The organism is Cellulophaga sp. L1A9 (assembly GCF_009797025.1).
GTDB lineage: Bacteria > Bacteroidota > Bacteroidia > Flavobacteriales > Flavobacteriaceae > Cellulophaga.
In genome coordinates, this window is record NZ_CP047027.1 from 2,781,230 (window position 1) to 2,794,449 (window position 13,220).

Annotated in this window: 13 protein-coding genes; 8 read left to right on the forward strand and 5 right to left on the reverse strand. The window is 34.4% G+C overall.

Annotated elements, in window-relative coordinates; all coding sequences use genetic code 11:
* Positions 1 to 319: 319 nt before the first annotated feature.
* The 4 genes from GQR94_RS12090 to GQR94_RS12105 all read right to left on the reverse strand — a co-directional run bounded on the left by GQR94_RS12090 (position 320) and on the right by GQR94_RS12105 (position 4,701).
* Complete coding sequence (locus tag GQR94_RS12090) at positions 320 to 877, reverse strand: DinB family protein (RefSeq protein ID WP_158975745.1); 558 nt, start codon at positions 875 to 877, stop codon at positions 320 to 322.
* Positions 878 to 1,127: 250 nt separating this feature from the next.
* Positions 1,128 to 2,756 (reverse strand): L-glutamate gamma-semialdehyde dehydrogenase, encoded by a 1,629-nt coding sequence (gene pruA / locus GQR94_RS12095; protein ID WP_158975746.1) that lies wholly within the window; start codon positions 2,754 to 2,756, stop codon positions 1,128 to 1,130.
* Positions 2,757 to 2,828: 72 nt separating this feature from the next.
* Positions 2,829 to 3,215, reverse strand: coding sequence for a Co2+/Mg2+ efflux protein ApaG (apaG, locus tag GQR94_RS12100; RefSeq protein WP_041557705.1), 387 nt, complete (start codon positions 3,213 to 3,215; stop codon positions 2,829 to 2,831).
* Positions 3,216 to 3,459: 244 nt separating this feature from the next.
* Positions 3,460 to 4,701 carry a DUF5103 domain-containing protein gene (locus GQR94_RS12105; RefSeq protein ID WP_158975747.1) on the reverse strand — a complete coding sequence of 414 codons (1,242 nt, stop codon included), beginning with the start codon at positions 4,699 to 4,701 and terminating at the stop codon, positions 3,460 to 3,462.
* Between the two features lie 180 nt (positions 4,702 to 4,881).
* Here GQR94_RS12105 and GQR94_RS12110 point away from each other — a divergent pair, with 180 nt between their 5' ends.
* From GQR94_RS12110 to GQR94_RS12145, 8 genes are all read left to right on the forward strand, one after another.
* The gene (locus GQR94_RS12110; RefSeq protein ID WP_158975748.1) at positions 4,882 to 6,231 is read left to right on the forward strand and encodes a Na(+)-translocating NADH-quinone reductase subunit A; all 1,350 of its coding nucleotides are present in this window, start codon (positions 4,882 to 4,884) and stop codon (positions 6,229 to 6,231) included.
* 2 nt (positions 6,232 to 6,233) lie between these two features.
* Positions 6,234 to 7,502, forward strand: coding sequence for an NADH:ubiquinone reductase (Na(+)-transporting) subunit B (locus tag GQR94_RS12115; protein ID WP_158975749.1), 1,269 nt, complete (start codon positions 6,234 to 6,236; stop codon positions 7,500 to 7,502).
* Positions 7,503 to 7,504: 2 nt separating this feature from the next.
* A complete protein-coding gene (locus tag GQR94_RS12120) occupies positions 7,505 to 8,254 on the forward strand; it encodes a Na(+)-translocating NADH-quinone reductase subunit C (RefSeq protein ID WP_158975750.1) in 750 nt (249 codons plus the stop codon).
* A 3-nt stretch (positions 8,255 to 8,257) separates the two neighbouring features.
* A complete protein-coding gene (locus GQR94_RS12125) occupies positions 8,258 to 8,905 on the forward strand; it encodes an NADH:ubiquinone reductase (Na(+)-transporting) subunit D (protein ID WP_158975751.1) in 648 nt (215 codons plus the stop codon).
* Between the two features lie 25 nt (positions 8,906 to 8,930).
* Positions 8,931 to 9,662 carry an NADH:ubiquinone reductase (Na(+)-transporting) subunit E gene (gene nqrE / locus GQR94_RS12130; protein ID WP_158975752.1) on the forward strand — a complete coding sequence of 244 codons (732 nt, stop codon included), beginning with the start codon at positions 8,931 to 8,933 and terminating at the stop codon, positions 9,660 to 9,662.
* Positions 9,663 to 9,664: 2 nt separating this feature from the next.
* Positions 9,665 to 10,972, forward strand: a complete 1,308-nt coding sequence (gene nqrF / locus GQR94_RS12135; RefSeq protein ID WP_158975753.1) for an NADH:ubiquinone reductase (Na(+)-transporting) subunit F — start codon at positions 9,665 to 9,667, stop codon at positions 10,970 to 10,972.
* A gap of 83 nt (positions 10,973 to 11,055) precedes the next feature.
* On the forward strand, positions 11,056 to 11,412 hold the full coding sequence (locus GQR94_RS12140; RefSeq protein ID WP_158975754.1) for a Na(+)-translocating NADH-quinone reductase subunit F: 357 nt from the start codon (positions 11,056 to 11,058) through the stop codon (positions 11,410 to 11,412).
* Complete coding sequence (locus GQR94_RS12145) at positions 11,390 to 12,415, forward strand: FAD:protein FMN transferase (RefSeq protein ID WP_158975755.1); 1,026 nt, start codon at positions 11,390 to 11,392, stop codon at positions 12,413 to 12,415. Before GQR94_RS12140 ends, GQR94_RS12145 begins: the two co-directional genes overlap by 23 nt.
* Here the strand turns inward: GQR94_RS12145 and GQR94_RS12150 are convergent.
* Positions 12,408 to 13,181, reverse strand: coding sequence for a class I SAM-dependent methyltransferase (locus tag GQR94_RS12150; protein ID WP_158975756.1), 774 nt, complete (start codon positions 13,179 to 13,181; stop codon positions 12,408 to 12,410). The genes GQR94_RS12145 and GQR94_RS12150 overlap by 8 nt on opposite strands.
* Positions 13,182 to 13,220: the final 39 nt, after the last annotated feature.

Genomic DNA, 13,220 nt, shown 5'->3' on the forward strand with positions numbered 1-13,220 from the left:
GTCTGCATGTTTTTGCATATCTTTTAACATATGATGTTACGCTTTGAATGCTAAAAGTTTGTGTTTTTTCCTGTGTTTCCGAAGTTCTTTCTTTCATAATCCGCCGTTTTAATAAAGGCAAAGTTACTTCATATGCCTTTTGTTTACAATTAATTAACGTTAAATTTACATTAATAGTATATTTGAAAGTAACTTTTTTTCTATTTTTTTAATTTTCAGGAATATTTTAGCTCCTTTACAAAGGCAAGTAATGTGTTTTAAGTTAAAAAAAGCCGCTAACGAAATCTGTTAGCGACTGCTTATTCATAAAGATGTTTTCTTAATTTAAACTCCAAGGTGGTGTTACATTGTTAGATCGTGCGTACGCAATTAACTGGCCTTTGTGTTCTCCATTGTGTTCCATGATAGCTAGTAGTCCTGCTAGGGTGCTCATTTTGGCGAATCCGAAATCTACTTCTTCTGTCAGCTTCTCATTTCTTACCATTAAAATTGCTGAAAGGACAAAGGCGTTAGATGCTTTTAATGCAGCAATAATAGCGTCTTTTCCTTTAATTTTAGCTAATCCCATGACATCTACATTCTCAGGGGGTGCAAATCCCATTTTTGAGGCTAGAAAGTAATTTCCACTAGCGACATGCAAAAGGGCTTCGCTAACAGAATTTACGCCGTCCATAGGTCTCCAGTCATACTGTTCTTCGGAGAAAGCTTCTGCTAATTGAATGACTTGTTGTTGATTGCCGATTAGCACATCGTGAATGGTAGTTTGTGCTAAGTTCTCTTGTGGCTTTTCTATTTTTTGCATTTTGGGTGCTTTTTGGGCATAAGAAAATGTCGCTAAAAGGAAAATTCCGATAAGTGATGCTAGTTTTAGTTTCATGTATTTTTATTTAAAGTGTTGGTGTTTAGATTGTTGTTTGTAAAAATAATCTTTTTTTATTCAAATTTCTTTACGGGTTTCAGTCGTCTGCTTTACTGAATGTAAGGGTTTATGTGATTTTCGCTTTAAACGATAGTTAGTGGTATCATGCTTGTGACCTATCTTTATCTTTTTTTAATGCTTTTTAAGCAAAAAAAGATCCCGAAAATTAATTAATCTTCGGGATCTAATTGTATTTATAATAAAGTTACTATCCTAAAAATGGATATCTGTAATCTACAGGAGTTACAAATGTTTCCTTAATTAATCTTGGAGAAACCCATCGCAATAAATTTTGTGCTGATCCTGCTTTATCGTTAGTACCAGAGGCTCTTGCACCACCAAAAGGTTGCTGTCCTACCACGGCACCAGTTGGCTTGTCGTTTATGTAGAAGTTACCTGCACAATTTTGCAATGCTTTAGTGGCTTCTTCAATAACATAACGATCTCTAGCTAAAACAGCTCCTGTTAATGCATATTCAGATGTACTGTCTACTAGTTTTAAAGTTTCAGCCCAATCTTCATCTTCGTATACATAAATTGTTACAACAGGTCCGAATAATTCAGTTTCCATGGTGGTATATTTTGGATCTGTAGTTAAGATAACTGTAGGTTCTATAAAGTACCCTTTAGATTTGTCGTAATTACCACCTGCAATGACCTCCGCGTTCTTATCTGCTTTGGCTTGGTCAATATATTTTGCTAATTTATCAAAAGAACCTTCATGAATAACAGCAGTTACGTAGTTAGACATGTCTTCAGGAGAACCTGGTTTGTTGATCGTTTTTAAATCTGCTTTTACGTTTTCTAAAACTTCTGTAGCAATTGATTTTGGCAAATATACTCTAGATGCAGCACTACATTTTTGTCCTTGAAACTCAAAAGATCCTCGTACTATTGCCGTAGAAACTTGACTTGGGTTAGCCGTTTTATGCGCTACGATAAAATCTTTACCTCCAGTTTCACCTACAATTTTTGGATATGTTTTGTACGTGTGAATATTAGTTCCAATTTGCTTCCATAGTTCTTTAAATACATGAGTAGAACCTGTAAAGTGAATACCTGCAAAATCAGGGCTATCTAGAACGGTTTCGGTAATCATAACAGGATCGCCGTAAACAACGTTTATTACGCCATCAGGTAAACCTGCTTCTTTGAAAACATCTACAATAACTTTAGCAGAGAATATTTGGCTGTCACTTGGTTTCCAAACCACAACATTACCCATCATGGCTGCACTTGCAGGTAAATTTCCAGCAATGGCAGTAAAGTTAAACGGTGTAATGGCATAAATAAAACCTTCCAAAGGTCTAAATTCAACACGGTTCCAAATACCTGGGGCAGATGCTGGTTGCTCTTGATATATTTCGGTCATGTACTGTACGTTGAAACGTAGGAAGTCAATAAATTCACAAGCAGCATCAATTTCAGCTTGGTGTATTGTCTTAGATTGTGCTATCATTGTGGCAGCATTAATCTTAGCTCTATAAGGTCCTGCAAGTAACTCAGCGGCTTTTAAAAATATAGCAGCTCTTTGTTCCCAAGGAAGAGTAGCCCAAGCAGTTCTAGACGCTAAAGCATTATCTATCGCTTGTGTTACGTGTTTTTTTTCTGCCAAATGGTAAGTTCCCACAACATGTTTGTGATCATGAGGAGGAGACATTGGTTTCGTATTTCCTGTTTTTATTTCTTCGTTACCAATATATAAGGGTACATCAACAGTGCCATTGAAGTAAGCTTTGTATTGTTTTAATACCTCTTCACGTTCGGGAGATCCTGGCGCGTATCCTTTTATAGGTTCGTTAATAGCTGTCGGAACTTTAAAAAATCCTTTACCCATTTTATTTTGTTTTAAATTTAAAAATCGAGGTAAAGGTACTAAAAGTTAATAGCTATAAAAAGTATAAAAGTATTAGTTCAAGGTAAACGGAGTGCTAAATTTAAAAGTAGGAATGTATACTCTAAATTTTTCATTTGTAGTGAAATTCACCATGTTGTAGTGACCTTTCATAGCACCTATGGTAGAAGTTAATAGACATCCAGAGCTGTAGGTGTGTGATTCTCCAGGAAGTATAACGGGTTTTTTGCCTATAACGCCTTCGCCATCTAACACCTCTAATTCATTTAAAGAGTCGTATATTTTCCAATGACGAGAAGTGAGCTGCACAGAATCTTTGCTTTGGTTTTCAATAGTAATGGTATAGCCAAAAGCATAGTGCGTTTTGTAATTTTTAAAAAACGTACCTTCAAAACTTGTGCTTACAGAAATCTTTATCCCTTTTGTTATCTGAGTTGTCATTGTTTTCAAATGCTAATTTTTTACGACGAATAATGTTCGGTATTTTAGTCTTAAAACTAAGAAATAACTAACAGCTTTACTTAAATTTTTATAAATTTTTATCATTTATAAAACGCTAAAATTTTATAAAAATTTCATAGCAAGCTTATAATTTTAAGCAATATATAAAAGTTTTTGCTTTTTTAGTTGAGATAATTTAGAACTTCGATGTAATAAGCTTTTTAAAGGGTATAATAGGAGAATTTTAGTTGCTAATGTTTATAGAGTTTGCAGATCCGATACCGATAATGCTGTCATATAAATCTCCAAAATTTCGGTAGTAGACCAAAACTAGATAATGATTTTCGGTGTTGTGAAAATTTCCTGAAATTTTGTTTAGATCTATTGTTTCTCCTTGTTTGGTAACATACTTATAATTGTAAAAACCTTGCTTCATTAGAAGCGTTGCTTCTAGAAGTCCGTTTTCAGAATTATAAGTCATTTTATTTTCTTCAGTGATCGCATAATTATTAAACTTTCCAAAAACATAAACGTCATCTAGACCGAGTTCTTCTTTATAAGGTAGGCTAAAATGGAGTTTAGTGTACTCTGCTTCTCTAGAAGAATCATCTCCTTGTAATGTGCGAACTACAAAATCGCCATCAATGTCTGGGAAATAAGTGTAAGGGGTGTTGTTGCGGTATCGATTTGTGAATAAATAGTGGTTGTATATATCTGTCAATTCTATAGAAGAAATTGCTGCAGTTGCAGATCTTAAATCTTTAGTGTCAAAGTTTAGAAATTCATTTCCAGCATAAAAGCTTGTTTCGTTGTCATATTTATAAATCAACTCATTGCCTAGTGTAAATTGTGGCTTAATATTGTGGATAGCGGTAGGCCAATAATAGTTTTGAATAATGGCTAGTTTTACTTCTTTTTTTGGATTTACCACCGAAAAGTTACTGTAGTTTATATTGATTTGAATTATTTGTTTCTCATTAATGAATTCGAAATCACGGGTTCTTTTTGGAGTAACCCCAACTGTGACTAGGTCTTGGTAGACTACAAACCTTCTTGAAAAAACAATCTCGTAATTACTGTCATAAACTTCTAACATATAATTACCGCTAATCTTTAACCTTACATTGTCATTAGGTATGGTGAGTTTATAATTAGAGTAGGGTTGTAATGTGTTGTAACTATTATCATAGTCTGTAATTCTTTGATCGTCAATTCCGTTTAAGTATTGCGATTTTAGCAAATCGGAAGGTGTCCAGTCATAATTATAGTGTGTAATTTTGTAATAATAATCATATTCACCTGCGGTGATGTCATCAAATTCTAAATAGATGGGGTCTCCAAGTAGAATAATTGGAAATTGATCTTCGGTTTCGCCTTTAAAAACAATAGTTTTAATGTTTTCAGGAGGGTTTATTTCTTCTTGAACTTGAGCGGTAGTGTTTAAATAACTAACTAGTAATAAGAATAATAAAAAATATTTTTTCATTGTAAGCGGTTGTTTGGCAAAGATAAGCAAAAGTTATGCCTAAAAAACTTGTGGTCGTTTTATCTCTGCTATTATTTAGAATAAATATAAATAGTATATTCTTGCTTATTTTAGTAGCGAAATGTACTCTTAAAATTTTAAATTTGCATCAAATTTTGTTAACCTAAGGTCTACATTAATATGTCTAAAGACATCAGAATTAAAAAAGGCTTAAACATTAATTTGGTGGGTAAGGCTGATACAAGTACAGTTAAGGCTCCAAATAGTAATGTTTATGTTATAAATTTACAAGACTTTCATGGGGTTGCCCCTAAAATGCTTGTAAAAGAAGGCGCGGAAGTAAAAGCAGGTGAGGCGCTCTTCTACAACAAAAATCATGAATCAATGCTTTTTGTTTCTCCTGTGAGTGGTGAATTAGTTGAAATTAAAAGAGGGGATCGAAGAAAAATCCTTTCACTTAAGATTTTGGCTGGTAAAACTCAAGAATCAATAGAACTTCAAGTTCCAAATCTAGGTAGTGCATCAGCTGCAGATATTAAAGCATTATTGCTTAAGTCTGGTAGCTGGCCGTTTATCAAACAACGACCTTATGATGTGATTGCAAATCCTGAAACGACGCCAAAAGCAATTTTTGTGTCAGGATATGTAACCGCTCCCTTGGCAGCAGAACTGAACTATACTTTAAAAGGTAGAGAAAAAGAATTACAAGCAGCTATTTCTGCGGTTTCTAAACTTACGCCAGGTAAAGTACATGTTTCTTATGGTGATTCTAGTTCTCCATTAGCGGGGTTAAAAGATGCTGAAATGCATCAGGTTTCTGGTCCGCATCCTGCTGGTCTTGTAGGTACACAAATTAATAAACTTGATCCTGTTAATAAAGGAGAAGTAGTTTGGGTAATTACACCTCAAGATTTAGTAATTATTGGAGAATTATTACTTACGGGTAAATTTAACGCAGAGCGTATTGTTGCTTTAGCGGGTTCTTCGGTAAAAAAACCTCAATATTATATCACTAAAATTGGATCTGAAATTGCAACATTCCTTTATGCGAGTGGAGTAAATGGAGAGAATTTTAGAGTTATAAATGGTGATGTTTTAACAGGATCTATAGCTAGTCAAGATGGTTATTTAGGCTTTTATAACAATACTGTAACGGCGATTCCTGAAGGAAATGATTATGAATTTTTTGGTTGGAATAAGCCAGTTTTTAATAAAATCTCGACTACTAGAGCGTTAACCTTTTCTTGGTTAAGTCCTAAGAAGAAATATGATCTTACCACCAATACGAATGGCGAACATAGAGCATTTGTGGTTACAGGTCAATATGAAGAGGTGTTTCCATTAGATATTTTTCCAATGCAATTGTTAAAAGCGTGTATGGTTAAAGATTTAGATGAAATGGAACAATTAGGATTGTATGAAGTTGCTCCGGAAGATTTTTCATTGACAGAATTTATCTGTATTTCTAAGCAACCTCATCAGCAAATTATTCGTGAAGGATTAGATTTATTACAAAAAGAAATAGGATAACTATGAGCCTTAAAAATAAATTACACAATTTAAAAGAGGAGTATAAAGGCAAGAAAATGGCGCCAGCCTTTAATGCAATACATACTTTTCTATATGCTCCTAATGAAACTACACATTCGGGTAGTCATATAAGAGGTGCAGATGATTTAAAGCGTACCATGAATACGGTAATTATGGCGCTTATTCCAGTTTTACTGTTTTCAATGTTCAATGCGGGATATCAGCATTTTGCAGCAATAGATGCGGCAAAGGGTGTTATTCGCGAGGTTTCTGTTTTTGGAAACTTCTTGACTTGGGATAATTTTTGGATCGGAATTATAAAAGTACTTCCTTTAGTGGTTGTTTCTTATGGTGTTGGACTTTTGGTTGAATTTATCTTTGCCGTTATAAAAGGACATGAAGTAGAAGAAGGGTATTTGGTAACGGGTATGTTAGTACCGCTTATTGTTCCGATTGATACGCCATTATGGATGTTGTCTATTGCAGTTGTATTTGGTGTTGTAATAGGAAAAGAAGTATTTGGTGGTACTGGAATGAATATTTTAAATCCGGCATTAACTATTCGAGCATTTTTATTCTTTGCATATCCAACATGGATGAGTGGTGATAAGGTTTGGGTATATGATGCTGTGAAATTAGCAGGTACTCCAGATGCAATTTCAGGAGAAACTATTCTAGGGTTTCTGGCTCAAAATAGAGTAGCTGAAATGACATACTCTATTTCAGATATGTTCTTCGGGTTTATTCCTGGTTCTGTTGGAGAGACGTCAACATTCTTAATAATTTTAGGAGGACTATTTTTAATTTTCAGTAAAATAGCAAGTTGGAGAATTATGTTAAGTGCTGTTTTAGGTGCTTTGGTAATGGGTTTAATCTTCAACGGTGTTGTTAGTGCGGGTTGGATTACAGATACAAGTAAATTTTACGGACTAATGAGCTTTACCTTCTGGAAACATTTAATTGTTGGAGGATTGGCATTTGGTATTGTTTATATGGCTACAGATCCAGTAACTGGTTCGCAAACTAATAAGGGTAAATGGTTTTATGGTTTCTTTATCGGATTTATTTCGGTGATGATTCGTGTATTTAACCCAGCATATCCAGAAGGTGTTTTCTTAGCAATATTACTAATGAATGTATTTGCACCTACGATAGATCATTATGTGGTTCGTGGAAACATTAATAAACGTTTGAAAAGATTAAAGAACGCTACAGTTTTACCAAACGACAGCGGTAGTAAAACAGAAAAATTAAAAGCCGAAACAGTTTAATTATGGCAGTTAACACAGATAAGAATCTTTATACCGTTGTTTTTGCGGCTATAATGGTAGTAGTAGTTGGTTCTGTTTTAGCACTTACAGCTTCTGGCTTAAGTGATAAGATTAAAGAAAATCAACGTTTTGAAAAACAGCAGAATATTCTTTACGCAATGGGCGTAAATGAAAATGTTGATGAGGGTAGTGTAAATTTTATTCCTGCAGATAAGGTAGAAGCTGAATTTACAAAATATATTAAAGAGCAATTAGTTATAGAAGACGGTAAAGTCTTAAAAGATGAAAATGCTTATTTAATTGATGTAAAAAAGCAAACTACTTTAGCTAGGAAAGGGGAAAAAGCAAAACTTCCTTTATTCATAGGAGATAAAGATGGTAAAAAGTTTTATATCATTCCAATGTACGGTAAAGGTCTTTGGGATGCTATTTGGGGATTTATTGCTTTAGATGATAAAATGGTTGTACAAGGTGTTTATTTTGACCATAAAGGAGAAACTCCTGGATTAGGTGCAAACATTAAGCAGCGTTATTTTATGGATGATTTTACTGGAGAAAGCATTATGTCAGGGACTAAGTATTCTGGTATAAGTGTGGCAAAAGGAAATAATGATCCTATTAACGCAAGAAAAGATGACAACAAGGTAGATGCTCTTGCTGGTGCGACAATTACAGGTAATGGTGTTTCTGCAATGATTTCAGAGACCATGAAGTTTTATGAAGATTATTTAAAAACTATTAGAGTTAATTAAATTATGAGATTACTTTCAAAAAAAGATAGTGGACTGATTTTAGATCCTCTAGCAGATAATAACCCAATTACGATTCAAGTATTGGGAATTTGTTCTGCCCTAGCAATTACGGCAGAATTAAAGGCGTCTATTGTAATGGCGGTTTCAGTAATGTTTGTTCTCGCAATGGGTAACGTGGTTATTTCATTGATGCGTAATATTATTCCTTCCAAAATCCGAATCATTGTACAACTTGTAGTTGTTGCAGCTTTGGTAATTATTGTAGATCAGGTATTAAAAGCCTTTGCTTATGAATTAAGTAAAACACTTTCCGTGTTTGTTGGTCTTATTATTACAAACTGTATTATCATGGGACGTTTTGAGGCATTCGCTTTAGCAAATGGCCCTTGGAGATCGTTTTTAGATGGTATTGGTAATGCAGCTGGGTATGGTTTAATACTTATTATCATTGGTTTCTTTAGAGAACTTTTGGGTTCAGGTACGTTATTAGGATTTAAGGTTTTAGGAGATCCAATTACTAAAACTGGTTTGTATGCTATAGGGTATGAAAACAATGGTTTTATGTTGCTTTCGCCAATGGCATTAATAGTGGTGGGTATTATCATTTGGGTACAACGTTCAAGAAACCCAGCTTTAGTAGAAGAAAATTAAGTAGTCATTCCAAGAAAATAGTATTATGTTAGAACATGTAGAATTATTCTTTAAATCCATATTTATTGATAATATGGTATTTGCCACATTCTTGGGGATGTGTTCTTATCTAGCGGTATCTAAAAAGGTTACCACTGCGGTAGGATTAGGTGCTGCTGTAATTTTCGTATTAGCGGTGACTGTACCCTTAAACTGGTTGTTGGATCAGTATATCTTAAGAGACGGTGCATTAGCTTGGTTGGGTCCAGAATATGCGGATTATGACCTAAGTTTTTTATCTTTTATCTTGTTTATTGCTACCATTGCAACAATGGTACAATTGGTAGAGATCGTGGTAGAAAAATTCTCCCCATCATTATATAACTCGCTAGGTATATTTTTACCCTTGATTGCTGTAAACTGTGCAATTTTAGGAGGATCTTTATTTATGCAATCTAGAGATATTCAAACATTAGGCTTGGCTTTTAATTATGGCTTGTCTTCTGGTATTGGATGGTTCTTAGCGATTTTAGCAATTGCGGCTATTAGAGAGAAAATCAGGTATTCAAATGTACCAGCACCTTTAAGAGGTTTAGGGATTACATTTATTATCACTGGTTTAATGGCAATTGGTTTTATGAGTTTTGGTGGTATGTTAACAGGTGGTGATGATGCTGCTCCTGAAGTAGCTACTGAGACTGCTGTTAAAGAAGAAAAGAAAATAAATAAAGAAATTTCAGAAAAAGAGGTTTCTTATAACGAAGTTTTAAATAAATAAGAATGATTTTAGCTACAAGTACAGGTGGAACAATAGCAATTACCGTGATTGCTTTTATGATTCTTTTATTAGTATTAGTTGCATTACTTTTATTTACAAAAGAAAAGTTATCACCTTCAGGGCCTGTTACCATAACAATTAACGGGGAAAAGAAGATAGAAGTTAACTCAGGTGGATCTTTATTATCTACTTTAGGAAATCAAAAAATATTCTTGCCATCTGCATGTGGTGGTGGTGGTACATGTATTCAATGTGAATGTCACGTACTCTCTGGTGGTGGTGAAGCCTTACCAACAGAAACCCCTCATTTTTCAAGAAAGGAATTACTTCATGGAGCACGTTTATCTTGTCAGGTAAAAGTGAAACAAGACATGGAAATTACTATTCCTGAAGAGGTATTCGGAATTAAAAAATGGCCAGGTAAAGTGGTGCGTAATTATAATGTAGCTTCATTTATTAAGGAATTTGTTGTAGAGATTCCAGAAGATATGAATTACAAAGCAGGGGGGTATATTCAAATTGAGATTCCTGAATGTGAAGTAAAATATGCTGATATAGATATTACGGCTCACCCAGAAGAACATGAAACGCCAGATAAGTTTCAAGCAGAATGGGATAAGTTTAACTTATGGCCTTTAGTGATGAAAAATCCTGAAACAGTAGAAAGAGCTTATTCAATGGCTTCTTATCCTGCTGAAGGAAGAGAAATTATGCTTAACGTTCGTATTGCTACTCCACCTTGGGATAGAGCTAAAAACGGATGGATGGATGTAAATCCAGGTGTGGCTTCTTCTTATATTTTTAACCTTAAACCTGGTGATGATGTTGTAATTTCAGGACCTTACGGTGAATTCTTTATCAACGAATCAGATTCTGAAATGCTTTACGTTGGTGGTGGTGCAGGTATGGCACCAATGAGATCTCATTTATACCATCTATTCAGAACCTTAAAAACTGGTAGAAAAGTGTCTTATTGGTATGGTGGTCGTTCTAAAAGAGAATTATTCTATTTAGATCATTTCTTCAAGTTGGAAAAAGACTTCCCTAACTTTAAGTTCTATTTAGCACTTTCTGAGCCAGCACCAGAAGATAATTGGAAAGTTAAAGAATCAGTAGATGCTCCTGGCGATGGTTTTGTTGGATTTATTCACAACTGTGTTATTGATAACTATCTGAGCTTACACGAATCTCCTGAGGATATAGAGTTGTATTTCTGTGGACCTCCTTTGATGAATAAAGCTGTTCAGAAAATGGGTGAAGATTTTGGTATCCCAGATGAGCACATTAGATTCGATGATTTCGGAGGGTAAAAGCTAATAAAGTTCAAATAATATTTTTATTTATACTAAAAACCGATATTTTTATATCGGTTTTTTTATTCCTTAATTTTAGTATGCAAGAGCTTTCTGAACAAGAATTACATAACTTAGCAATGAATATTGTTGGCAAACATTTAGAGGCAGATGGTTTCGAGTTTTTGTCAGTAAATAGTACGCTTAAAAAGAATCCACAATTCGTTTGTGTTAAAGAAAAAGTACTTCATTTTGTGGTCGTTAAGGCTATAGCATATCCTAATGATCCTAATGATCTAGATTTGCATAATTTAACAAAAATGAAGGAACATGCGGAGAAGTTTGAGGCGTTAACCTATTATGCTGGTGTTGGCTTGGTAAATGCAAAAGACTACAACCTGCCTGTTTACTTAAATGAAGATTACATAGTTGATTATGATGGACTTGTTAAAATTTAGAGTGTTTAAAGGAATATTTGTACTAAGCTTCGCATTGATCATATTTTCTTGTGAAGATGTTATCGTTGAAAATAGACAATCAGGTAGTGCGCTAGGGACTACTTATTCTATTTTGTTCTACGATACTATGGAGCGTAATTTTGAAAAAGAAGTTGATTCTGTTTTTACAGCAATCAACCAATCAATGTCTACCTATATTCCTGATTCCGATATTTCTAAAATTAATGCTGGAGATAGTACCATTGTGGTAGATGGAATGTTTCAAGACGTATTTAACTTATCAAAAGACATAAACGCACGTACAGAAGGTTATTTTGATCCCACAGTTGGGGTTTTAGTGAACTCCTGGGGCTTTGGTCCTGGAAAGCAAATAGAACTAGACAGTACGCGTGTAGATAGTTTGTTGCATTTTGTTGGTTTTGGTAAAGTACGGCTGAATGATGATAATACCATATCCAAAATGAACCCTAATATCGTTTTTGATTTTAACGCTGTTGCAAAAGGATATGCAGTAGATCGTTTGGGGGTTTTGTTAGAAGCAAAAGGAATATCAAATTATTTGATTGAAGTGGGTGGAGAATTAGTAGCGAAAGGGAAAAATAAAATTAAAAATAAAGATTTTGTAGTGGGTATTGATGATCCACAAGCTAATGACCGCAGTAAGCCAATTGCTAAAATAAAATTAGTAAACAAGGGGCTTGCTTCTTCGGGTAATTACAGACATTTTAGAGAGGACCCAATGAGTGGTGTTAAGTATGTACATACCGTAGATCCTATAACAGGGTATACAAAAAACTCTAACGTTTTGGGGGTAACTATTTTAGGCAAGTCCTGTGCAGAAGCAGATGCTTATGCTACCGCTTTTATGGCTATGGATCTAGAAAAATCTACGAGTTTAATTTTAGACAAGGAAGGTTTTGAAGCTTTAATCGTTTATATCGATGGCAATGGAGCTGTGAAGCAATTTGTTACGAAGGGCTTTGAGAAATTGTATGTTAAGTAATAAGTTTTCTAACCACAGGTAGTATTTCTCCAGAAGCTAAACGATACTTATCTATTTCGGCAGGTGTTAATTTTGAAGTGTAATCTACTTCATCTACGTGAAAACCTATGGCTCTAAGTTTTGTGAAATAATCTCTTCCGTATATTCTAACATGATCGTATTGCCCAAATATTTTTGCGCGTTCTTTACGATTGGTTATCGTATTGTCTTCAAAAGTAGCTGCTCTCTTTAGATCTTGAGGAATTTGTAGAATGGCCCAGCCATTAGGTTTTAGAATCCGGTAGAGCTCTTGCATCGCCTTTGTGTCATCTGGAATGTGTTCTAATACGTGATTGCAAAATATAATATCGAAGCTATTATCTGCAAAAGGAAGATCGCATATATCAGCTTTTATATCCGCAAGTGGTGAATCTAAATCTGTTGTTGTATAATTTAAATTTTCTAGCGCTTTAAAACGTTTAAAAAATGCCTGTTCAGGGGCAAAATGTAAAAGTTTAGACTTCTTAGTAAAGAAATCTGTTTCCTCTTTTAAATACAGCCATAGAAGTCTGTGGCGTTCTAAGGATAGGGTAGAGGGGGATAGTACATTCTCTCTAGGGCTTTCGTATCCATAAGGCAAAAATTGTTTAAAACTTTTGCCGTCAATAGGATCTGTATACGTGTCACCTTGCATGGAGAAAGCCAATACAGGTCGCGCCAAATAACTTAATTTAATAAGGATTGGTCTAGGTATGGTATTTAAAATATACTTGAAAATTTTTGACACTAATTTATGGGGTTTTCGCTAGTGAAAATGTAGGTGACG

Coding starts and splice junctions, on each gene's coding strand:
- GQR94_RS12090 (WP_158975745.1), bottom strand. CDS start 877: ATGAAACTAAAACTAGCATCACTTATCGGAATTTTCCTTTTAGCGACA.
- pruA (WP_158975746.1), bottom strand. CDS start 2,756: ATGGGTAAAGGATTTTTTAAAGTTCCGACAGCTATTAACGAACCTATA.
- apaG (WP_041557705.1), bottom strand. CDS start 3,215: ATGACAACTCAGATAACAAAAGGGATAAAGATTTCTGTAAGCACAAGT.
- GQR94_RS12105 (WP_158975747.1), bottom strand. CDS start 4,701: ATGAAAAAATATTTTTTATTATTCTTATTACTAGTTAGTTATTTAAAC.
- GQR94_RS12110 (WP_158975748.1), top strand. CDS start 4,882: ATGTCTAAAGACATCAGAATTAAAAAAGGCTTAAACATTAATTTGGTG.
- GQR94_RS12115 (WP_158975749.1), top strand. CDS start 6,234: ATGAGCCTTAAAAATAAATTACACAATTTAAAAGAGGAGTATAAAGGC.
- GQR94_RS12120 (WP_158975750.1), top strand. CDS start 7,505: ATGGCAGTTAACACAGATAAGAATCTTTATACCGTTGTTTTTGCGGCT.
- GQR94_RS12125 (WP_158975751.1), top strand. CDS start 8,258: ATGAGATTACTTTCAAAAAAAGATAGTGGACTGATTTTAGATCCTCTA.
- nqrE (WP_158975752.1), top strand. CDS start 8,931: ATGTTAGAACATGTAGAATTATTCTTTAAATCCATATTTATTGATAAT.
- nqrF (WP_158975753.1), top strand. CDS start 9,665: ATGATTTTAGCTACAAGTACAGGTGGAACAATAGCAATTACCGTGATT.
- GQR94_RS12140 (WP_158975754.1), top strand. CDS start 11,056: ATGCAAGAGCTTTCTGAACAAGAATTACATAACTTAGCAATGAATATT.
- GQR94_RS12145 (WP_158975755.1), top strand. CDS start 11,390: ATGATGGACTTGTTAAAATTTAGAGTGTTTAAAGGAATATTTGTACTA.